15 protein-coding genes are annotated in these 21,935 nt (G+C 44.3%); 9 read left to right on the top strand and 6 right to left on the bottom strand.

Annotated features, from left to right (window positions below; all coding sequences use genetic code 11):
• Positions 1–34 precede the first annotated feature (34 nt).
• Positions 35–685 carry a LolA family protein gene (locus tag NC99_RS13290; protein WP_082326478.1) on the top strand — a complete coding sequence of 217 codons (651 nt, stop codon included), beginning with the start codon at positions 35–37 and terminating at the stop codon, positions 683–685.
• A gap of 40 nt (positions 686–725) precedes the next feature.
• Here the strand turns inward: NC99_RS13290 and pyk are convergent, their stop codons facing one another.
• Together pyk and aroQ are read right to left on the bottom strand one after the other, a co-directional pair.
• Complete coding sequence (pyk, locus tag NC99_RS13285) at positions 726–2,147, bottom strand: pyruvate kinase (RefSeq protein WP_053184478.1); 1,422 nt, start codon at positions 2,145–2,147, stop codon at positions 726–728.
• A gap of 92 nt (positions 2,148–2,239) precedes the next feature.
• Positions 2,240–2,659: a type II 3-dehydroquinate dehydratase gene (aroQ, locus tag NC99_RS13280; RefSeq protein ID WP_053184476.1), complete on the bottom strand. Its 420-nt coding sequence runs from the start codon at positions 2,657–2,659 to the stop codon at positions 2,240–2,242.
• Between the two features lie 165 nt (positions 2,660–2,824).
• Here aroQ and xerD point away from each other — a divergent pair, with 165 nt between their 5' ends.
• Together xerD and pckA are read left to right on the top strand one after the other, a co-directional pair.
• On the top strand, positions 2,825–3,724 hold the full coding sequence (gene xerD / locus NC99_RS13275; RefSeq protein ID WP_053184474.1) for a site-specific tyrosine recombinase XerD: 900 nt from the start codon (positions 2,825–2,827) through the stop codon (positions 3,722–3,724).
• A 252-nt stretch (positions 3,725–3,976) separates the two neighbouring features.
• Positions 3,977–5,578, top strand: a complete 1,602-nt coding sequence (gene pckA, locus NC99_RS13270; protein ID WP_053184472.1) for a phosphoenolpyruvate carboxykinase (ATP) — start codon at positions 3,977–3,979, stop codon at positions 5,576–5,578.
• A 78-nt stretch (positions 5,579–5,656) separates the two neighbouring features.
• On the opposite strand, the gene NC99_RS13265 is transcribed toward pckA, so the two are convergent.
• Positions 5,657–6,544: a TIGR01777 family oxidoreductase gene (locus NC99_RS13265; protein WP_053184470.1), complete on the bottom strand. Its 888-nt coding sequence runs from the start codon at positions 6,542–6,544 to the stop codon at positions 5,657–5,659.
• Positions 6,545–6,650: 106 nt separating this feature from the next.
• On the opposite strand from NC99_RS13265, the gene NC99_RS13260 reads away from it, so the two are divergent.
• The 3 genes from NC99_RS13260 to NC99_RS13250 are packed head-to-tail and all read left to right on the top strand — an operon-like array spanning position 6,651 to position 12,648.
• Positions 6,651–9,044: a penicillin-binding protein 1A gene (locus NC99_RS13260; RefSeq protein ID WP_053184468.1), complete on the top strand. Its 2,394-nt coding sequence runs from the start codon at positions 6,651–6,653 to the stop codon at positions 9,042–9,044.
• A gap of 44 nt (positions 9,045–9,088) precedes the next feature.
• A complete protein-coding gene (locus NC99_RS13255) occupies positions 9,089–10,870 on the top strand; it encodes a chloride channel protein (protein ID WP_053184466.1) in 1,782 nt (593 codons plus the stop codon).
• Positions 10,871–10,878: 8 nt separating this feature from the next.
• Entirely contained in the window at positions 10,879–12,648 is a 1,770-nt protein-coding gene (locus NC99_RS13250; protein WP_204374998.1) for a chloride channel protein, read from the top strand.
• A gap of 21 nt (positions 12,649–12,669) precedes the next feature.
• Here NC99_RS13250 and NC99_RS13245 read toward each other — a convergent pair whose 3' ends face one another.
• The 3 genes from NC99_RS13245 to NC99_RS13235 form a co-directional block, all read right to left on the bottom strand.
• Entirely contained in the window at positions 12,670–16,818 is a 4,149-nt protein-coding gene (locus tag NC99_RS13245; RefSeq protein ID WP_053184462.1) for a hypothetical protein, read from the bottom strand.
• Between the two features lie 266 nt (positions 16,819–17,084).
• A complete protein-coding gene (locus NC99_RS13240) occupies positions 17,085–17,483 on the bottom strand; it encodes a hypothetical protein (protein ID WP_157624888.1) in 399 nt (132 codons plus the stop codon).
• Between the two features lie 156 nt (positions 17,484–17,639).
• On the bottom strand, positions 17,640–18,113 hold the full coding sequence (locus NC99_RS13235) for an aminoacyl-tRNA deacylase (RefSeq protein ID WP_053184457.1): 474 nt from the start codon (positions 18,111–18,113) through the stop codon (positions 17,640–17,642).
• 356 nt (positions 18,114–18,469) lie between these two features.
• On the opposite strand from NC99_RS13235, the gene glyA reads away from it, so the two are divergent.
• The 3 genes from glyA (at position 18,470) to NC99_RS13220 (ending at position 21,771) form a co-directional block, all read left to right on the top strand.
• Positions 18,470–19,750 (top strand): serine hydroxymethyltransferase, encoded by a 1,281-nt coding sequence (gene glyA, locus NC99_RS13230; protein ID WP_053184455.1) that lies wholly within the window; start codon positions 18,470–18,472, stop codon positions 19,748–19,750.
• 325 nt (positions 19,751–20,075) lie between these two features.
• Positions 20,076–20,888 (top strand): 4,5-DOPA-extradiol-dioxygenase, encoded by an 813-nt coding sequence (gene ygiD / locus NC99_RS13225; RefSeq protein WP_204374997.1) that lies wholly within the window; start codon positions 20,076–20,078, stop codon positions 20,886–20,888.
• 34 nt (positions 20,889–20,922) lie between these two features.
• Positions 20,923–21,771, top strand: a complete 849-nt coding sequence (locus tag NC99_RS13220) for an SDR family oxidoreductase (protein WP_053184451.1) — start codon at positions 20,923–20,925, stop codon at positions 21,769–21,771.
• Positions 21,772–21,935 lie beyond the last annotated feature (164 nt).

The raw sequence follows: 21,935 nt of genomic DNA, 5'->3' as shown, positions 1-21,935 counted from the left end.
ATTGAATAGCTTGTAGAAATTTTTAAATATCACAATGAAGAAATTGACATTTTTAATGGTCGTGGTTCTTTGCTGGACCATGGGCATGGCTCAGCAAGACGAAAAAGCCAAAGGCATTTTAGAGCAGGTAACCAGTACCACCCGGGGATATTCCACGATAAGTGCGTCGTTTAAATACGTGATGGAAAACAAGGCCGAAGGCATTCTCGAAGAAAATAATGGTAAAATCTTGATGAAAGGCAATCAGTTTCATCTGGATCTTTCGCAGTTGGGCATGGAGGTTTTTAACAATGGCCAAACCGTTTGGACTTACATGAAGGATGCCGGTGAGGTGACCGTTGCTGAAGCCGATGACGAAATGAACGAGATGATGGATCCGTCGAAGTTGTTTACGATTTACGAAGAAGGCTTCGATTATCAGTTTGTTGAAGAAAAAACAATTGACGGAACCCCGGTGTACGTAATCGATTTAATTCCTGAAGACCAACAAATTGAGTATTCCAGAATCCGGATTCAGGTGGATAAGAACCGAATGTTGATTCGCCAGGCTGATATGATTGGGCACGAAGGGAGCAACTATATTGTTGTGGTTGAAGATTTGAAAACCAATGTTCCGGCTTCGGCTGCCGATTTTGAGTTTGACCCAGGAAAGCATAAAGGTGTGGAAGTGATTGACTTACGATGATAAATAAAAAAAGGAGCTTTAAGCTCCTTTTTTTATATTGCTATTTTTTCTCTTTATAGGTTAATCGATCAACCGTTGAAATTTCCATAAAGGTCGATCCGCCTCCTATTCCAAAGCTCCCGCCAACGTATACGACCAAGTCGTTTTTATCAAGCTTGCCTGCCTTTTCAAATGTTTTAAGAGAGTTGCGGACAATTTTGAATTTGTCTTTTTTGGGTTCAATCAACATAGCATCAACGCCGTAGGACAAGGCCAGTTTTCGTGCAATACTCATGTCGTAGCAGCTGGCATACACCGGTGTTTTTCCGCGAAATGCAGCCAGGTAACGAGCGGTTTTTCCGGTTAGCGTATTGGTTACAATGGCTTTGGTTTGCAGTTGGTCCGATGCCAGAATGGCCGCTTCAGCCAAATAGGCAACAACTTCGTTGTTCACTGCCGGGAGAGTGATGTCATTTCGTTTATCCTTACTTCCTTCTACCTGGTTGGCAATGCGGCTCATGTATTCCACGGCTTCAACCGGGTAATCGCCGTAAGCTGTTTCACCACTCAACATCACGGCGTCGGTTCTGGAGTAAATCGCGTTTGCCACATCACTGACTTCTGCTCTTGTAGGGCGCGGATTTTCAATCATGGTGTGCAACATCTGGGTCGCAATAATTACTGGCTTTTTGCGCTGAACAGCTTTTTTGATGAGTTGACGTTGAATGCCCGGAATTTTCTCCGCTGCAATTTCAATACCCAAATCGCCACGGGCAACCATAATGCCGTATGCGTAATCCAGAATCTCGTTGATGTTGTTGACCCCATCGAGGTTTTCAATTTTCGCAATAATTTCAATCGGACTGTTGTATTCGTCCAACTGTTCCTGGACTTTCAGTACATCCTCCTTGTTTCGTACAAAAGAGTGGGCAATAAAATCCAGCCGGTGCTTGGCTGCAAATTCGATAAACGATTTATCTTTTTCTGATACGGAAGGCAGATTTACACTGTGTCCAGGCGTATTTACACTTTTCATGTTTTTTATTTCACCCGAATTTTCAACCCGGCACAGAACATGATCGTCAAATTTTTCCTGAACTGAAAGTTCCAGTTCGCCGTCGTCAATCAAAATGGTCCCATCTTCCGGGATGTCTGCATGAAATTGATTGTAGGATACGGTCAATACTTTTCTGCCTTTTTGGCTTGTTCGGACAATGCCTGATACTTCAACCAATTCTCCTTGCTCTACTTCCAGCGGAAGGTCGATATGCGTCGTTCTGATCTCCGGGCCTTTGGTGTCTACCAGGATTGCAATTGAGTCTGACACAGACCGAATATTATTGATCATCATTAATGCTGTCTCTTCGGTAATGTGGGCTGTATTCAGCCGGGCAACATTCATCCCCGCATGATATAAGGCTTTTATGAACTCGGGTTCGCACCTTTTATCCGAAATCGTAGCGACAATTTTGGTGTGTTTCATAACTGTTACTTAAAATTAAGGGCGGCAAAAATAGACTTTTTTATTGACTGCATGGAAATTTAAGCTTGCATCTCCGTTAAATGATTCTAAAGTTAACCTTGACAAAAACTTTCAATCCCCAAGCGGTAGGAGTTCAGTCCAAATCCCATAATGCTTCCCACACAAACCGGGCCGATTATCGATTCGTGTCTGAAACTTTCTCGAGTCAGAATGTTTGAGATATGCACCTCAACAACAGGCGTAGTAACACCGGCAATGGCATCGCGAATGGCAATAGAAGTGTGCGTGTAGGCGCCGGCATTAATGACGATTCCATCATGATCAAATCCAAATTCATGAATTTTATTAACAATTTCTCCTTCAATATTCGATTGAAAATAGCTTAATTCGTGTTGTTGATAGTTGTTTTTGAGTGTTTTAAAGTATTCTTCGAAAGATAAATCACCATAAATATTCTTTTCTCTTTTCCCTAAAAGATTTAAATTTGGACCATTGATTAACAATATTTTCATTTTTATTGTGCTTTTATTTAAAATTTTAGTAACTTTCCCAAGTCGAAGGGCGTAGTGATAATTATGTATTCTTGGGGAAGAAACTATTTAATTAGAATACGCTTGAAAACTACAGAACCAAAATTACTAAAATTGATTTGAGAACAAATTTAAATTCTTTTAATTATGAAATGGGAAGATAGCAAAAAAGGTTTTGAGAATTTCTTGAGGCTGGAGAAATCTTTATCACAGAATTCCATCGCGGCTTATGTGAATGACATTAACAAGCTGATGGTTTTTTTGGAAGGAAATTTTAAAAAGCTGGCACCTGAAAAAGTGAAACTAAATCACTTAAGAAGTTTTGTGGAGCATCTGAATGATCGAGGCGTATCGCCAAGAACCCAGGCGCGCACAATCTCAGGGATTAAATCATTCTTTAAGTATTTGTTGATTGAAGGTAAAATTCAAGGCGACCCAACCACATTACTGGAATCGCCGAAAATTGGTCGCAAGCTTCCGGATGTTTTAACCATGGAAGAAATTGACACCATTATTGACGCTGTTGATCTGGAAAAACCGGAAGGACAGCGAAACAAGGCAATGCTTGAAACTTTGTACAGCTGTGGATTACGCGTGTCAGAATTGGTCAACCTGAAGGTTACCAATTTATTCTTTGAACAAGGCTTTGTTAAGGTCGAAGGAAAATCGGAGAAAGAGCGCTTAGTACCTGTCAGTGAAAAGGCAGTGGTTGAAATCAACAAATATCTCAACGGTTATCGGAAAACCTTGAGAATTAGTCCGGAAAGCGAAAATGTTTTATTCCTGAACCGCAGGGGTAAAAAATTAAGCCGTGTGATGATTTTTACCATCATCAAAAATTTAGCGCAAAAAGTGGGCATGGACAAAAAAATCAGTCCGCACACTTTCCGCCATTCGTTCGCTACTCATTTGATTTCGGGAGGAGCCGACCTGCGTGCTGTTCAGGAAATGTTAGGGCATGAGTCAATTTTGACAACAGAAATTTATACCCATTTGGATCGCGACTACCTGAAATCAACCATCAGTCAATTTCATCCAAGATCTTAAGAAATTAATTGGTTCTGTTAACAATTTCTTAACACTTTACATTTGTCGATTTTTTGTCGATATAAGACTGCAAGGCAGCGCATTAGTAAATGCGCTGCCTTTTTTTTTATATTTTGTTCTGAACTTATCGTTATTTCAAAATCCGGACCGGAGCTCGTCGGGAAAATCAATTATTTTTGTCTTTAGAGATAAAAAATAGTTTGTTGGAGCTATTCAATCTTTGTTGGAACTATTAATTTTTAATTGTTGGATATGAAAAATTTAGATTTGTCGAAGTACGGCATTGTTGATGTTAAGGAAATTGTACATAACCCTTCTTACGAGCAATTATTTGAAGAGGAAATGAAGCCTGGGCTGAATGGCTTCGAGAAAGGTCAGTTAACAGAGTTAGACGCTGTAAACGTGATGACCGGAGTGTTTACCGGCCGTTCGCCAAAAGACAAGTTCATTGTGGAGAACGATGAATCGCGTGATATTTGGTGGACATCGCCGGAGTCTCCAAACGACAACAAAAAAGTTTCTGAAGAAGCTTGGTCGCACTTAAAGGAAATTACAACGAAGCAACTTTCAAACAAGCGGTTGTATGTTGTTGATACTTTTCTTGGTGCGAATGAAAACTCGCGTTTGAAAATTCGGTTCATCATGGAGGTGGCCTGGCAGGCGCACTTTGTTAAAAACATGTTTATCCGTCCAACTGCCGAAGAATTGGAAACTTTCGGAGAGCCCGATTTTGTGGTCATGAATGCGTCGAAAACAACAAACGCTAGGTGGCAGGAATTTGGCATGAACTCGGAAGTTTACACAGTTTTCAACCTGAAAGAAAAGATGCAGGTTATTGGCGGAAGTTGGTATGGTGGTGAGATGAAAAAAGGGATGTTCGCCATGATGAACTACTATTTGCCAAAAGCCGGAATCGCTTCGATGCACTGTTCGGCCAACGTAGGCGATAAAGGTGATGTCGCTATCTTTTTTGGCCTTTCAGGCACGGGTAAAACAACACTTTCAACCGATCCGAATCGCAAACTGATTGGTGATGATGAGCATGGTTGGGATGATGATGGTATCTTCAACTTTGAAGGTGGCTGTTATGCCAAAACGATTAACCTGGACAAAGATGCTGAACCAGAGATCTATGGTGCAATCAAGCGCAACGCGCTGTTGGAAAACGTCACGGTTGATGCAGCTGGTAAAATCGATTTCAATGATAGTTCGGTGACCGCAAACACACGTGTTTCGTACCCAATTTACCACATCGAGAACATTGTCAAGCCAGTTTCAAAAGCGGGCCATGCAAACAAAGTCATTTTCCTGACTGCCGATGCATTTGGCGTGCTACCTCCGGTTGCAAAGTTGACCCCTGAGCAAACTCAGTATCATTTCTTGAGTGGATTTACTGCTAAATTAGCTGGAACTGAGCGCGGTGTAACTACTCCGCAGCCTACTTTCTCAGCTTGTTTTGGTGCTGCTTTCCTGTCACTTCACCCAACAAGATATGGTGAGGAATTGGTGAAAAAAATGGAAGAGCATGGTGCCGAGGCTTACCTGGTAAATACCGGATGGAATGGTACCGGAAAGCGAATTTCTATTAAAGATACCCGTGGAATTATTACGGCAATTCTTGATGGTTCTATCGAAGGCGCACCGACCAAGAACTTGCCGGTATTCAACTTGGAAATTCCTACCGAATTGAAAGGTGTGGATACGAAAGTGTTGGATCCCCGCGATACTTATGCCGATGCGGCGGAATGGGACGCAAAAGCAAAAGACCTGGGAGCCCGTTTTATCAAAAATTTCGAAAAATATACTGATAACGAAGCTGGTAAAGCATTGGTTGCTGCCGGTCCTCAGTTGTAATTTAACGGGTATGATTAATGGAAAGCCTTGCACTTTGGTGCAGGGCTTTTTGCTTGACGCAAATGCGTAGTCAATGTATTACTGGTCAAGAATTTGATCCAGACAGGATTCCATTGTCGGAAACTGGTGAGCAAAGTTCTGCATTTCAAGGCGTTTTGGAAGAACCACCGGGTTTTTTAAAATTAAGGTTGAAGCTTTTCCATAAAGCAATTTTAGTGCGAAAGCGGGAACCGGAAGTATAGCCGGACGATTAAGTTTTTTCGCAAGAATCTGGGTGAAGGTTTTGTTGTCGATTTGCTGTGGAGCTACCAAGTTATAAATCCCAAGGTAGCCCTCGTCGGTTACGGATTGTACAAATGCCTGAACTAAATCATGAAGATGAATAAAGGGAAAGGCTTGTTTTCCCGTGCCAATCTTTCCTCCCAAACCCATTTTGAAAACGGGTAAAACTTGCTGAATAAACTGCGAATCTTTGCCTAAGACCACTCCAATTCGAAAAATCACCTGGCGAATCGTGTCTGGTAAGTCAACCAAAGCGTCTTCCCAGTCGTCGGTTACGCGTGCAGCAAAATGGTTGGCAAACCTCGAGCTGGATTCATCGTGAACCATTCCTTCGCGATAAATGCCCACAGCTGATGCCGAAACGAAGGTATTAGGCTGCATGGCTTTCGGCAGGCTGTTGATGGCCCTCGTGAGGTTTTTAGTGGTCAAAACACGGCTGTTATAAATGATGGCTTTATTTTTTGATGTCCAGCGTTTGATGATCGGTGCTCCGGCAAGATTTATCACCGCGTCGGCACCGGCCAGTTTTTCAGCCAGCTTATTCGGATCACCATATAAAAGTTTCCGGTCAAGGCCATTAATTTCAATCTGTTTTTTCTGAAGTTCTTCGATTATGTTCTGGCCAAGAAAGCCACTCGCCCCTGTCATCACTACTTTCATTCCGGTATCAATCTTAATATTCATTCTAAAGACAAACTTGGCAATTGAAAAGTTCTTAACTGTAAGTACTAATTTGGGCCAGTCCTTCCGTTTTATTTATCTAATTTTGTTTTTTCTAACCCTGATAAAAATGACTTCAAAGAAATTGAATAAGATACAAACAAAGAAACAAAAGCCAGCTACTAAACCGAGGAAAAGCAAATCGAAACGCGGAAAGCGCAGGATTTGGCTGATTCTGCTGCAACTGGCTGTTGTTGGTTTGGTTTTGTTTTTTACCTTTTTTATGCTGGTGTATCTGGGTTTTACAGGTCATGTGCCCAGTTCCAGACAGCTCAACGAAATAAAGAATCCGCAGGCCTCTGAAGTTTTCTCAGAAGATGGAAAATTGCTGGGGCGTTACTATGTTGAAAATCGAAGCAATGTCCGGTTTGATGAAATTTCGCCCAATGTGATCAATGCCCTGATTGCAACGGAGGATGCCCGTTTTTATGAGCATCGCGGAGTGGACGAGATTGCCTTGATGCGGGTGTTTTTTAAAACCATTTTATTGCAGAATCGCAGTTCGGGCGGCGGTAGCACCTTGAGTCAGCAGATCGCAAAAAATCTGTTTCCGCGAAACGATTTGTGGATTTTTAGCATGCCGGTCAATAAGTTGCGCGAAGCCATTATCGCCTATCGTTTGGAGCGGATTTATTCCAAAGAAGAGATTCTCACCTTGTACCTAAATACAGTTCCGTTTGGCGAAAATATTTTTGGTATTGAGGTGGCTTCGGAAAGGTTTTTCAGCAAAAGCCCACGAAACCTGACGGTGGATGAGGCCGCCGTATTGGTTGGCATGCTCAAGGCAAATTACACCTACAATCCGAGGATCAATCCTGAGCGCTCGAAAGCAAGGCGCAATGTGGTGATTAGTCAAATGGTGGCCAATGATTTTTTAACTGAAGCGGAGGGAGATATTTTTCAGGCTAAACCCCTGAGCTTGAAATATCGTCGAATCTCTTACAACGAGGGGCCGGCTCCATACTTTTTGGAAATGCTTAAACCCGAGCTGCTCGATTGGTGTGCCAATCACACCAAGGACAACGGCGAACCCTACAATTTGTACACCGACGGACTTCGAATTGAAACGACCATCAACTACGATTTGCAGTATTTCGCCACGCAGTCGGTTCAGGAGTACATGCAGAATCTTCAAAATGTATTCGACGATCATTGGAGTGGTGCTGACCCGTGGCGTGGCGATGCCAGCATTTTGCAACGGGCAGTCAAGCGCTCGGAGCGCTATCAGGCTATGAAGGCCAGTGGAAAAACAAACGAGCAAATTGACGCGGCATTTCAGCAAAAAATAAATACGACCTTGTTTACCTGGGATGGGCTGAAACAAGTGGAAACTACCCCGCTCGATTCGGTGAAGCATTACCTGCGCTACTTGAATTCGGGCTTTTTGGCTGTTGAGCCGTCTTCCGGTGCGTTGAAAGCCTGGGTTGGTGGTATTGATTTCCGTTTTTTTAAATACGATCATGTGATATCAAAACGACAGGTTGGATCGACTTTCAAGCCCTTTGTTTATTTGGCGGCATTGGAGAATGGATTAAGCCCGTTTGAGTATTATCCAAACGAGAAAAAGGTTTACGAAGATTACCAGGATTGGTCGCCCAGCAATTCGCACGATGAGTATCAAGGGTTTTATTCGATGGAAGGTGCCTTGTCGCAATCGCTTAATACGGTGGCGGTTGATGTGATGATGAAAACGGGGATTGAGGAAACCGTTTCAATCTCCAGAGAATTGGGTATTTCAAGCGACCTGCCCAAATTTCCATCGCTGGCTTTGGGCGTCGCATCAATGAGTTTGAAAGAATTGTTGTTTGCTTATGCCACCATTTCAAATCGCGGCATTCGGGTGCAGCCCAATTATCTGGTTTCGATAGCCAACAATCAAGGTGAAATGCTCGAGGAGTTTGTGCCTGAGCTTGGCGAACCAACCAGCCTGAATGCGGTCAATTGCCAGATTGTTACTCGAATGATGCAGACGGCGGTCAACAATGGAACCGGGACTTCCATTCGTTCGGTTTATCACATTCCGGGCGATTTTGCCGGCAAAACCGGGACCACCCAGAATCATTCGGATGGCTGGTTTGTGGGCATAACGCCCGATTTGGTAACCGGTTGCTGGGTTGGGGCTGAGGATCCCGGTGTTCACTTTCGAACCATTCGATTTGGACAAGGCGCCTACATGGCATTGCCCATTGTGGGCAAATTCTTTCATAAGCTATATCGCGATTCCCGCTACAAAAATATGCAATATGCCTCGTTCCCGCCGCTGGACCAGGAGTTGCTTGCCGATTTGGATATTCCACCCTACAAGGAGTTATTTGAACTGGAAGGGGAGGATAACTTCATTGAGCGACTGTTTGCCGGACAGTCAAAAGAAGATAAGTTGCAGGAAATCAGAGAGTCGGATGCAGCGAAAGACAAGCCAAAAGTTTGGGAAGTGATCAAAGGAATTTTCAAAAAGAAAAAATAGTTTCGATCCTTATTTAATTCGCCTTTTATTACTTTTGCGCTCAAATGGAAAACAAGTTGCCCTTGATTGTGCGTTTTCACCGTTGGCGTTTACGACATTTGAGCGAACGTCGTTTTGTGGTGATTTTAAGTGTGGTAATTGGTATTATTGCCGGGCTTGCTGCTACGCTTATCAAAAATGCGGTGTGGCTTACCGAGCGGTTGGTGCATACCCTGACCACAGGAAATAATGTGGAGCACTACAGCTATTTCATTCTTCCGATCATTGGAATCTTCGTAGCTGTTTTAATCGTCAATTACCTCATAAAAAGTCCGGTCAGGCACGGAATTCCCAACGTTTTGCACAGCCTATCCCGACGGCGTGGCGAACTGAGCCGACATAATTTGTTCTCATCGGTGTTAACCTCGGCATTTACGGTTGGCTTTGGCGGTTCTGTTGGGTTGGAGGGGCCAACTGTGGCTACCGGCGCGGCTTACGGATCGTGGATTTCGCGGGTGGCTCGTTTGAACTACAAGAATACCATTCTGATGTTGGCTTGTGCTGCAGCAGGCGCCATGGCTGCCATTTTTAAAGCACCCATTGCCGCCATCGTTTTTGCCGTTGAGGTCATCATGATCGACTTGACCGTTTTTTCACTGGTTCCGCTGCTGCTGGCTTCGTCGGCTGCCGTGCTCACTTCGTACTTTTTCATGGGGCAAGACGTGCTGTATCCCTTTTCGGTTGAGACCAGTTTCGAAATGAGCGATTTGCCCTACTACATTTTGCTGGGCATTTTTGCCGGCCTTGTTTCGGCCTATTTCACCAAAATGTATTTGAGTGTTGAAAATATTTTCGAAGGCATTCAAAGCAAATGGAATCGCCTCGCTGTTGGCGGTATCGGGCTTGGCGCTCTGATTTTCTTTTTCCCATCGCTTTACGGTGAAGGCTACGAAGCTATTAATAAGTGCTTGGAAGGCGATTTGACTTACCTGTATGATAACTCGCTGTTTTTTGAGTTGAAAGATCAGTATTGGAGCGTATTTATGCTTCTGGCTGCAGTTGTTCTTTTGAAAATTATTGCCACCACCCTGACATTTGGAGCGGGCGGTATCGGTGGTATCTTTGCGCCAACCTTGTTTATGGGCGTGAATACCGGGATGTTATTCGCCCAATTTATCAACATGACCGGAGTGAAGCAGTTGAGCATCAATAATTTTGCTTTAATAGGCATGGCCGGACTAATTGCCGGTGTGCTGCAGGCACCTTTAACCGGAATTTTTTTGATTGCTGATATTTCGGGTGGCTACAAGTTATTTGTACCGCTGATGATTGTGGCTACTTTTGCCTACCTTACAGTGAAGGCGTTTACACCCAATTCGGTTTATCATATTCAGTTGGCTAAGCGCAAGGAGCTCATGACTCATGATAAAGATTTAAATATCATCCGGATGATGGAAGTAAAAAAGCTTGTTGAGACAGACTTTGTTGTTTTACGGTCTGATTCTACTTTGAGAGATCTTACGGACGCCATTTCAAAAGCGCACCGGAACCTGTTTCCAATTGTTGACGAAGATGGTTACCTCAAGGGAATGGTGAAGATGGACGATGTGAGGCATCTGATATTCAGGCAGGAATTGTACGATAAGGTGCACGTAAGCCACTTAATGTACCTGCCCGAACATTCAATTTCTACAACCGATTCGATGGAACAGGTCGTGGAAAAATTTGAATCGAGCGGTCGGTATAATTTGGCTGTCATCGATCAGGGTATATACATTGGTTTTATTTCGAGAGCCCGGGTTTTTTCTTTCTACCGGAAAAAAATGGCTGACTTTTCACACGAATAAAGATGAGCATGTTGAGTATAAAAAAGTTGAAGCTGGATACATTGGCTAAGCAGTTGATGGGTGCAAAAAAGTTGTACTGGATCAGTTTTATCATTGGTGTGGTTAGCGGTTTGGCTGCGCTGACCCTTAAAAATCTAATCCATTTTATTGATACGCGGCTGGTCGGGCATTCGGTAATTACAACCGAAAATTATTGGTATCTAGCACTTCCCGTGATTGGCATCATCATTACCCTTTTAATTATCCGGTTTTTTGTGAAAGATGATATTGGGCACGGTGTTTCCAAAATCTTGAAATCGATCTCGCTGGACAAGGGGAAAATTAAGCCGCATAACTCATTCTCGTCCATGATCACCAGTAGCTTTACCATTGGTTTCGGCGGTTCGGTAGGGGCCGAGGCGCCTGTCGTATTAACCGGTGCGGCAATTGGTTCAAACCTGGGGCGTTTTTTCAAGCTTGGGCAAGCTGATATTATGCTGATGATTGGTTGTGGAGCAACGGGTGCGATTGCGGGCATTTTCAAGGCTCCCATTGCAGGTATTGTTTTTACGCTCGAAGTGCTGATGCTTGACCTGACCATGGCCTCATTGGTGCCACTTTTGATTTCCGGAATTACCGCCGCGGTCATTGCCGTCTATTTCATGGGCGATGCCGTTTTGTTTAAATTCAACGTCATTCATTCTTTCGATGCTTCCAATATTCCTTTTTACATTTTGCTGGGCATTTTTGCCGGCTTGTTTTCGCTCTACTTTACCCGGGTGACCATGTGGATTGAGCGACGAATGAAAGGCGTTAAACGACAGATTTCAAGGTTGTTGTATGGCGGAATAGCGCTTGGCGTACTTATTTTTGTATTTCCGCCGCTTTGGGGTGAAGGATATTCTTCCATCAACAAAGTGTTCAACGACATGGGATTGAGCTTGCTGGACAATTCCATGTTTTACGGATTTCGCGATAATCCCTGGTTTTTTGTGGTGTTTTTGCTCTCGTTGCTCTTTTTCAAGGTTATTGCCATGTCGGTAACTACGGCTAGCGGTGGAATTGGTGGTATTTTTGCACCCACTTTGTTTGTTGGCGCCATAGGCGGATACTTCATCGCTTTTTTCCTGAACTTGCTTTTTGGATTGAATTTGCCCCTGGATAATTTCGCATTGGCCGGAATGAGTGCCATGATGGCCGGTGTGATGCATGCGCCATTGCTTGGGATCTTTCTGACGGCGGAGATTACAGGCGGTTACGAGCTTTTCTTCCCGTTGATAATTTCGGCTTTGGCGGCCTACATCACCATCATGCGGTTTGAGCCGCATTCAATTTATACCAAACGCCTGGCCGAAGAGGGACAATTGGTTACGCATCATAAGGACAAAGCCGTGTTGCACTTTATGGAAGTGGGTGAACTGATTGAAACCGACCTGGAAATTATTGATCCGGCAGCGACACTGGGCGATCTGGTACAGGCGATTTCCCGCTCAAAACGCGACCTGTTTCCGGTGGTCGATCAGGATGGCATGCTGAAAGGGATGGTGAAAATGAATGACATTCGCGATATTGTTTTTAAGCAGGAGCTTTACGATACCGTTTTTGTTAAGGATTTGATGTATATGCCCGAGTTTTTTATTTCGCCGAATGATACCATGCATACCGTGGCCGAAAAATTTGAGACCAGCGGCCGATACAATCTGGCGGTGATCGACGATGGAAAATACATCGGTTTTATTTCGAGGGCAACCGTATTTACCGACTACAGAAAAACTGTTCGTACCTTCTCGCACGAGTGATGACCGATTTTTCAGAGAGCTTTACTTGACAGCTGATCGAAACATGCCACTATCGAACAACCGGACCACGCCGGAGAGTAAGGCCAGTATTCCTGCAAAAATTCCGAGCACCTTTTCAATGGAAATTCCCTGAGAGATGAGCACGAAGCCTGCAAGCATAATGAAAATCAGCAGAATCAGGTAGCGCATGTTATGCCAGCTGCCTTTGCGGTTTAGTTTGCTCTCCAGACTTTTAATCTCATCGGGGGTGATGGCATTGTTGATGAAGTATTTAAAACTTTGCGTGTAAAGCCGGGGATACGGTTCTGCAATGATTAAGCCTTTTATTACCAGTCGCTTGATGACGTGTTTGTTTTTCAGGTTGGTAATTCCGTCGTCGGCCAAATCAAACAGGATGAGTTTTTCAATATGACACAGATTATTCCAAATGTGATGATAGCGCGGTTCCATTTTGTATTCAATGTCCAGAATCCGTTCTTCCAGGCCCTTTTCATCTTTACCATCCATAATCGACTGTTTTTCAATAGCCGATTGGTTGAACAAAGAATTTCCGTAGTCTTCTGGCTCTTTCTTCGGGAGAGCTGCAGCGGTCGTTTTTGAATCGTCTGCTATAGTCGTTTTGAGATTCTCGGTTTCGCTGTCAGGTACAAAGTAGCCCGAGTATTTGCTGAAACTCTTAAAAATACTTTTCCAAGTTCTTCGCCAGGTAAAAATTTGTGTTCTTTCATCGTTTTCCAGCTCATTTTCTGTCAGATAATCGTCGTAATATTCGTTGATGAAATCAAACTCAAACGGCAACACAACGATTACTTTTCCTTCAGCATGCTGGTTCAATCGCATCAACCTGCCCAGAATGAGCTCATGTTTTTTGATGTGCTGAATACATTGGTCGATATCGCTGATCCAAATAATTTTTGAACGGCCTGTCAGCAGATCATCGAGCTGAAAGTTGTCTTCAATCAGTTTATCTGTGTGAATGACTTCCAGCGATGGTTTTTGTCCGTCATCAGGGGCATCCGATTTTTCAATCAGTTCGCTGACAAGCCGAAGGCAATGTTCGCCATCATACGAATCCAGAAGAATGCGTCTAATTTTTGAATTGAATAGAAGGCTTTTTAGTCCATGGGTTTCAGGCACAATGCGAATGGCGGGATTGGTATTGAGGATATTCTCGGCCATGTATTGGTACAATTGCCAAATGACCAGCGAAACCAGCAAAGTAGCCAATATGAGATACAAAAGCCAATAGTTTGAACTTAACTTGATGTAAGCAGGAAGTTTCGTATGAATAATCCCTTCAAAACCGCTGTAGGAATATTCCAGTTCATCGGGTGAGGTCAGTTGTCCAATGGCATGCTGGTCCTTCAGATAGGTCATCAGGTAGGCATCGTTCGAAATTAAATCGGGTAGCCGCGAGTAGATTTGGTCGCTGTTCAGCAGATGTTCGTGTTCGTCTGTTTCTTGGGTATCAATTATTACCCGGCTGGAGTCGAGGCTGGTAACCTGAAGTTTGTCAATTCCGTTGCCCTGAATTCTCTTATACCACGGTTCCTGTTTAAACGCCTTGAAATCTTTGGAGAGGATTAGATTTTGGAAGGCGATGTGTTGCATTTGTTCCCATTTGGCAATTCGTTCCTCTTGTTTCTGAATTACCCAGTAATATTGAATGACTGGCACAACCGACAAGGAGGTGAGCCAGAGAATCATAAAGGCGCTGTACACTTTTTTAACCGCGCGTGACGAAGGACTAAAGGCAAGTTCGCCGCCCATTTGCCTGATGGACTGACTTTCTCCCAACCGAAAGGGAATTAGCGGAAGTTTGTCAAAAAGCCGTTTGGGCTGCGGCAAGCTGGCAAAGCGCTCGTTGGTGACGTAAAACGTAAACCCGGAAAGCAGGATGGTAAGCATGATTGGAAGAATAACAATGGGCTGCGGATCGAGCTTCCAAAGCAGCAGGATGATTAACAAGCCTGTGATGGCAAGGGCCAGGGCTGCGGCACGGAATGATTTGATGTCGGCTTGTTTGGATTTTGAGCTGTTGCGCCCCAAAATGGTCATCGCTACAAAACCGGTATAGCTAATATAAATGAGTTGATAAATCAGCATGGTCACAGGCTTTTCTATCGCAAAGCTGCCAAGCACCTGAAACAAGAGTATGGCGCCCATAATTAAAATAAGCGCTTTGTATTTCAGGTAGTTTTGAGTTTGCAACAGCAGCCAGCTCAGCGACCAGCAGCGCATTTGCAGAAAGTCGCTTTTGGCATTTGCCCAGCGCATAATCAACAGCCCAACGCCGGTGCAAAGCAGCGTAATGATCAGAAAATAGAAGGTGAAGAGAAAAATGCGTGCGTTTTGGTTGTCTATCCGATCATGATCCAGCAAGGTAATGTGATACAGTGGCGAATCGGCCATGGGTTTAATTCGGGCCAGCCATTCTTTTTCATTGTAGCTCAAGTGCAGGGTTTCGGCTATCCGCAGCCTGATGGCGCTGAGCAGCTTGGCGTCCAAATCGCATTCCTCCAGAAAATTCTCATGCAGGTTTTTCGATTGAGTCGAATGGAATAAAACATTGCCTTGCGCGTCAATCACTAAAAACTTCACGTCTTTGGGTAAAATCTGATGATAGAGCGATGGAATAGGAGAGGTGATGGCGAGCACGGAGGCCCGACTGGGTTCGATCGGTTCATTTAGTAAAAAGGAAATCGCGGTTTCCTGGTAACCCGTATTGTACGACTTGATGGATTCGATAAAATAGTGGTCGTGATCGGCATTCAGCCAGCTGCGTTCGGGGGCAATCACATTTTTAAAGTAACCACGTTGGCTGAGGTCAACCGTTACGGCATCTGAAAAAACAGTTTTGGTCACTGCTTTCGAAACAATTCCGGCAGAGTCGATTAAAATGATTTCGTTGATGGGGACCGGTTTTCCAATAAAATGATCTGGTATTTGGGCGAAATTTTCCTCTGAGTTGAAGCACTCGCGGACAAAGAACGAGAAACTGCTGGAGTCTGCATTCGCCTTGTTGGTGATTCCCTTGTAAAGATCAACAAGGGCACGAAAGTCGGAGCTTACATTCTGGTAGAGCGTGTCTGAAACCATTTCAACGCGCTTATGCTGAATCGTTTTATCTTCAATCTGGTGCTTCAACAGGCTGATGGCGATCAGAATGAGCAGGGCAGTGCTCATCAGTACCGAGATAATTGTGCCGTAGGCATCGAACACTTTTAGGCGCTCCTGTCGGTTGATCATGATGATTTTCAGTTCAGGAATGCTGACCAGCAAAAGCAATAAAACCGCCGAAATCACCGTCAACAGCTGGCTGTTAATTGTGCGTGTTTTTTTCTTGAACTCGGTGGCGGGCATCGCCCCGGCCAAGTAAATTTTTGCATTGGCAAATTCAATGGGAAGAATCATCATTCGTTGCCGTTCTCCCTGAATCATCATGGTTTCGACTACACCACCCTGATGATTTTCTGCGCTGTCGCTCAGGGCTTCCGGGTTGGTGATGTCATGAATAACATCTTGTCGGGAATTGTGAATCACCATCGTCTTGTCAAATAGGATAATGTTGTCCAGAAGCCCGTCAAATTTGAGTCCCTCCATCAGGGTTTCAACAGGCACCTTGTAAATGAAATTCTGGCCGGGCGCATCAAAATTCTGGTCGAGCTGTTGATTGATGTTGTCAATCGTTTTGGGCAGAATCATGTTAAATTCAGGACGATGCGGGATAATCAGGTATTTTCTGTCGTCTGATAAAACCGGATTTTCAGGCATTTGCGATTCCAAAATTTTCTCGGCTTCGATGCTGGCGTCCAAACTACCAATCACCCGGTAAATATTCAAGATTTCCTTTGTTCGACCCGATGGCTCCTTGGTCGTTTTTAACGCTTTCTGTCTGAGTCGGTCGTGGGCTTGCAAAGCCGATTCACTTCTCAGTTCCTCCCGGATGGTGTAGTAGCCGCCGTAGTTTTTAAGATGGGTCTGGTAGTAATCAAATTTTCCGTACAGGTTATTCCCATATTCTTTGAGAATCCGAAACGCGCGTTCTTGAAGAACCGACTCTTGCTGAGGGATGTAGAAGAAAAAATAGGACAGGTAAAGTGCGGAAATGGATAGTACAATGACGATCCAGCTGATGTAATTGATATGTTGAAACCCTTTATTTTTCATTGAGTTCACCGGTTATTTAGTTTAACGCGTGCTATGTATAGCCCGACATGTATAAATATACGGCAATAGCGGGCGAAAGTCAATGGTTTTGAAGCTTATCTGGTTTGTGTTCAGTTGAATGGCCAGCTCGAAAAAGGGAGTCGAATGCCGAAAAACCGCACAAAAGATTGGAATGTATAGCCGTGTCAATCCTTGATGATTGAGGCAGACAAAGCTGGAAGAAATAATGAATTGAACGTAAGTATGGTATTGGTTTAACTGTTGAATTAGGCCATCCGGTTGAAAAAGGAAAAATAAATAAAAACGAAGATCGTGGTGAAAATGAGGTTATTGACTGAAAATGCGTTCCAGTCGAGCCAAATAACCGGAAGAAATAGCATGACCAACTGAGCGCCGAGGTAGAAGAACAATCCGGATTTTTGCCATTTTCTGATCTTGATGACCCCCACGAACGAAAGCAAACAAAGCGCCATAAATAGCAGAAAATACAGAGGTGTTATCCGATCCATGCTGGTCGAGTTGGTGATGCCGATCACCCAGGCTTTTGCCGGAGTGAAAAACAGGGCCGCCAGGCCAAAAAGCACCAGGCCAATACCGCTGCCAAGCAGGCTAAGTGTGGTGGCCGACACAAATAATAGGGGTTGATTTTCTTTAGTCTGTCGCATGGAATCTGCCTTTTTAGCTCAGAAGGACCGGTTTGCTCTCATGGATTTGATAAACTGAAACCCCAGTACTTCATGAATTCCTGCAAAATTAAAACTAAAAAAGAAACCTCCGCATGCCGGAGGTTTCTTTTAAAAGCAATTTTCGGAATGGCAAATTTAGGCTGTCCTTGCAGTCGAAAATGCCAGCACAACAGGTTGAACCAAACGTTCAAAATCAGCATAGGCCATTCTGATCAGTTCAACATGCGTTCCGGCGTTGAAAGCGATTTCTTCATCTTCAGCAAGGCTTTGTGCCACAAAAACTTCCATGTCGTACAAATTTCCGAAGGGAGGCATGGCGCCAATTTCGCATTCGGGGAACAAGTGCTTAAATTCCATTTCGTTGGCCAGCTCCAGCGTTTTTGCTCCAGTCAGTTCTTTTAGTCGATTTAGATTCACCAGGTACGATGCCGGCAAAACCGCCATCGCCATCTTTCCGTCAATCTTGACCATCACCGTTTTGGCCAGTTCTTTGCCGGGAATGTGGGTGGTAGCAGCAATTTGCTGTGCATTAAAGGCCAGCGAATGGCGAATGGTAATGTACTCAATGTTGTTTTTGTCCAGGTAGTCTTTCAATTTTTTGATTGGCATAACGGTATCGTTTTTTATTGATTTTAAGTAGCAGATGTGACAATCACATCGCGTATTATTTAACCGGTAACCCTTGGAGATGGAAGCGAAACGGCTACAGATCAAATCGGCAGACAGAGAAAACGGCAACAACAAACTTGATGTTTAATTATTATTACTGATCATTTCCGTTTTGGTTACTTGTTGTGTTGATGTTTGAAAATCTATTTGAATGGAGGTAGGCGCACGGACCGATTGAAACCAGTGGAATGTTAAACGTTTAAAAAAACTCGCTTTTGTTGATTTCTATTCGTTCACGTTCGGTATAAAATGTTTTACCTTTGGGCTTTAATTCATTATTGAAACAACCACCAGAGATGAAAAGAGATCAACTTGTATTTGACATTATCGAAAAAGAACGCCAGCGTCAGTTGGGCGGAATTGAATTGATTGCTTCGGAAAACTTTGTGAGCGAGCAGGTCATGGAAGCAATGGGCTCTGTCATGACGAACAAATATGCCGAAGGCTACCCGGGAAAACGTTACTACGGCGGGTGCCAGTTTGTAGATTTAACCGAACAACTGGCGATTGACCGCCTGAAGGAACTCTTCGGCGCCGTTTATGCCAACGTACAACCGCACTCCGGTGCACAAGCCAACGCGGCGGTATTGAGCGTGATCCTCAATCCCGGCGATAAGTTTCTGGGGCTTGATCTCTCGCACGGCGGCCACCTCTCACACGGTTCGCCGGTCAATTCATCAGGCATCTTATATCAGCCCATCGCTTATCACGTTAAGGAAGAAACCGGCTTGGTTGATTACGACGAAATGGAAGCTTTGGCACGCGAACATCAGCCGAAGCTGATTATTGGTGGTGCGTCGGCTTACTCGCGCGAGTGGGATTACGCCCGCATGCGGAAAATTGCCGACGAAGTAGGCGCCATGTTTATGGTTGACATGGCTCACCCGGCCGGTTTAATTGCTGCCGGCCTTCTGGAAAACCCGGTGAAACATGCGCACATTGTCACTTCAACCACCCACAAAACCTTGCGCGGCCCACGTGGCGGAATCATCTTGATGGGTGAAGATTTTGAAAATCCGTTTGGTTTTAAAACGCCAAAAGGGGAGACCAAAATGATGTCGGCAGTGTTGGATTTTGCGGTATTCCCAGGACAACAAGGCGGACCGCTGGAGCATGTGATTGCTTCGAAAGCCATTTCGTTTGGCGAGGCGCTCGACCCTTCGTACAAGGAATACCAAGCCCAGGTGAAAAAGAATGCATCAGTAATGGCGCAGGCTTTTGTTGACAAAGGCTACAAGGTGATTTCGGGTGGAACCGACAACCACAGCATGCTGATTGACTTGCGGACCAAATTCCCTGATTTGACGGGTAAAGTAGCCGAAAATACGCTGGTGAAGGCCGATATTACCATCAACAAGAACATGGTTCCGTTCGACAGCCGATCGCCATTTACTACTTCCGGTTTGCGGGTTGGAACACCTGCCATTACCACGCGTGGGTTGAAAGAAGACCAAATGGCCCTGATTGTTGATTTAATTGACGAGGTTCTGAGCGATGTGGAAAACGAAGCAGTGATCAAAGCCGTACGTGAAAAAGTCAATAAAATGATGAAAGACCTGCCATTGTTTGCCTGGTAGAAGTTTTTTATCCTTATAATAGTTTCAAGGCGCTCCATGTGGGCGCCTTTTTTTTGGCGTATTCTCAATTGCTTATCTGGGTTTAAGTCGATGTTTGTCAATTTGTTGATAAGGCGATGGCCGACATCTTTGTTCTTGCTATTCAGTTTTTTTCTTTGCAGCTGTTTTACAACCCGTAATTTATTGCATACCAATAACGGCCAGGTGATCTTTTAATCTTTTTGTGGGGTTAAACGGTTATTTATTGGTAATGGATAGGAACACATTTATAAAAGCGCTTTCAGCAACAGCTTCCGGAATAATAATCGGTACAAAACTTAATGCAATGAAGATGATTAACGAAACCATGGAAAATACGCCCAAAATGCCGGTACTTTTTTTAGGGCATGGTAGCCCAATGAATGCCATTGAAGAAAATGAGTTTGTGCAGGGCTTCAGGCACATTTCTTCGGAAATTGAAATTCCTAAGGCTATTCTCGTTATTTCAGCCCATTGGGAAACGAAAGGCACTCAGGTCACGGCTATGGAGAATCCTGCTACCATTCATGATTTTGGAGGCTTCCCCAAAGCGCTGTACGACATTCAGTATCCTGCTCCGGGGATGCCTCAATTGGCCAGAGAGGTGAAAAGTATGGCAAAAAATACGGAGGTTTCTTTGGATGAAAAATGGGGTTTGGACCACGGTGCATGGACGGTCATCCGGCACATGTACCCCCAGGCCAATATTCCTGTCATCCAGCTAAGCCTGGATTATTATAAGAAGCCGCAACAACATTACGAGCTGGCAAAGGAGCTTTATGAGTTGCGGCATAAAGGCATTTTAATCGTTGGCAGTGGGAATTTAGTTCATAATCTCAGAATGGTTCATTGGCAAAAGCTAAACGAAAACTATGGTTATGATTGGGCAAATGAGGCCAACGACAAAATGAAGCAATTGATTTTAGATGGCAATCACCAGGCGTTGATAAACTATTCAAAACTCGGTAAGGCATTTGAATTGTCGATACCTACTCCCGAACATTACCTGCCGTTGCTGTATGCACTTGCGCTGCAGGATAACAAGGAAGAAATAAAAATATTTAATGACGAACCGGTTGCCGGGTCATTAACCATGACCTCGGTTAAAATCGGGGCGTGAGCACCTAATTGATAACAATTTAAAACTTTCAAAAATGAAAATCGGAATAACAGGAGCAACAGGCCAGTTAGGACAACTGGTGGTTGACCAATTAAAAGGAAAAGTTGGTAAAGATCGCTTAGTCGCTTTCGTGCGTAACCCTGAAAAGGCCAAAGAGCTTGGCGTGGAATCGCGGCCTTTCGACTACGACAAGCCGGATGGCTTAGCTGAACAGCTAAAAGGGATTGACCGGCTGTTGCTTATTTCGGCCAACGAACTCGGCCAACGTGCAAGGCAACACAAAAATGTAATTGACGCAGCAAAAAACGCAGGAATTAAATGGCTTGTTTATACGAGTTTGTTACATGCCGATTCGACAACAATTAACCTTGCAGGCGAACACCTGGAAACCGAAAAGCTCTTGAAGGACTCAGGTATTGATCATACCATCCTTCGAAATGGATGGTACACTGAAAATTATACGGGATCGATTGGCGGAGCATTGGCTGGCGGTGCATTTATTGGCAGTGCTGGGTCTGGGAAAATATCCTCAGCAGCAAGACTGGACTACGCCGAGGCCGCGGCAATTGTTTTAACTGACGAAAGCTATAAAGGAAAAGTGTTTGAATTGGCTGGCGACGAGGCTTATACGCTTCACGATTTAGCGGCTGAAATATCAAAGCAAACAGGAAAGGATATTCCGTACAAGAATTTACCGGAAAAGGAATATGCCAAAATACTGGAGAGTTTTAGTATTCCGAAAGTTTTTGCCGATGGGATAGCCAGCTGGGATGTCAGCGCGTCGAAAGGAGACTTATTTGATGATTCTCAACAGCTTTCAAAACTAATTGGCAGACCAACCACGCCAATGGCAGAATCCGTGAAATCAGCTTTAAGCAGCTAAAGCCAGCGTGGCCTGGTTGGTCATGTGGTCGTGTTTTCCTACACGGGTTCGTCGATGGAAAGACTCATGTACAAACCTACACGTGCTCACTTCCTGGCGGGGAAGCCGTGTATAAACCTACACGCGTCCACTTCCTGGCGGGGAAGCCGTGTATAAACCTACAC

It is taken from the genome of Sunxiuqinia dokdonensis (assembly GCF_001270965.1).
In the GTDB taxonomy this organism is placed as follows: domain Bacteria; phylum Bacteroidota; class Bacteroidia; order Bacteroidales; family Prolixibacteraceae; genus Sunxiuqinia; species Sunxiuqinia dokdonensis.
The sequence above is the reverse complement of the archived record's forward strand: the minus strand, read 5'-3'. Positions and strand labels throughout refer to the sequence as shown.

What these genes read in the sequence shown, in the direction of transcription:
- NC99_RS13290 (WP_082326478.1), top strand. Translation starts at nt 35, where the DNA reads ATGAAGAAATTGACATTTTTAATGGTCGTGGTTCTTTGCTGGACCATG.
- pyk (WP_053184478.1), bottom strand. Translation starts at nt 2,147, where the DNA reads ATGAAACACACCAAAATTGTCGCTACGATTTCGGATAAAAGGTGCGAA.
- aroQ (WP_053184476.1), bottom strand. Translation starts at nt 2,659, where the DNA reads ATGAAAATATTGTTAATCAATGGTCCAAATTTAAATCTTTTAGGGAAA.
- xerD (WP_053184474.1), top strand. Translation starts at nt 2,825, where the DNA reads ATGAAATGGGAAGATAGCAAAAAAGGTTTTGAGAATTTCTTGAGGCTG.
- pckA (WP_053184472.1), top strand. Translation starts at nt 3,977, where the DNA reads ATGAAAAATTTAGATTTGTCGAAGTACGGCATTGTTGATGTTAAGGAA.
- NC99_RS13265 (WP_053184470.1), bottom strand. Translation starts at nt 6,544, where the DNA reads ATGAATATTAAGATTGATACCGGAATGAAAGTAGTGATGACAGGGGCG.
- NC99_RS13260 (WP_053184468.1), top strand. Translation starts at nt 6,651, where the DNA reads ATGACTTCAAAGAAATTGAATAAGATACAAACAAAGAAACAAAAGCCA.
- NC99_RS13255 (WP_053184466.1), top strand. Translation starts at nt 9,089, where the DNA reads ATGGAAAACAAGTTGCCCTTGATTGTGCGTTTTCACCGTTGGCGTTTA.
- NC99_RS13250 (WP_204374998.1), top strand. Translation starts at nt 10,879, where the DNA reads ATGTTGAGTATAAAAAAGTTGAAGCTGGATACATTGGCTAAGCAGTTG.
- NC99_RS13245 (WP_053184462.1), bottom strand. Translation starts at nt 16,818, where the DNA reads ATGAAAAATAAAGGGTTTCAACATATCAATTACATCAGCTGGATCGTC.
- NC99_RS13240 (WP_157624888.1), bottom strand. Translation starts at nt 17,483, where the DNA reads ATGCGACAGACTAAAGAAAATCAACCCCTATTATTTGTGTCGGCCACC.
- NC99_RS13235 (WP_053184457.1), bottom strand. Translation starts at nt 18,113, where the DNA reads ATGCCAATCAAAAAATTGAAAGACTACCTGGACAAAAACAACATTGAG.
- glyA (WP_053184455.1), top strand. Translation starts at nt 18,470, where the DNA reads ATGAAAAGAGATCAACTTGTATTTGACATTATCGAAAAAGAACGCCAG.
- ygiD (WP_204374997.1), top strand. Translation starts at nt 20,076, where the DNA reads ATGAAGATGATTAACGAAACCATGGAAAATACGCCCAAAATGCCGGTA.
- NC99_RS13220 (WP_053184451.1), top strand. Translation starts at nt 20,923, where the DNA reads ATGAAAATCGGAATAACAGGAGCAACAGGCCAGTTAGGACAACTGGTG.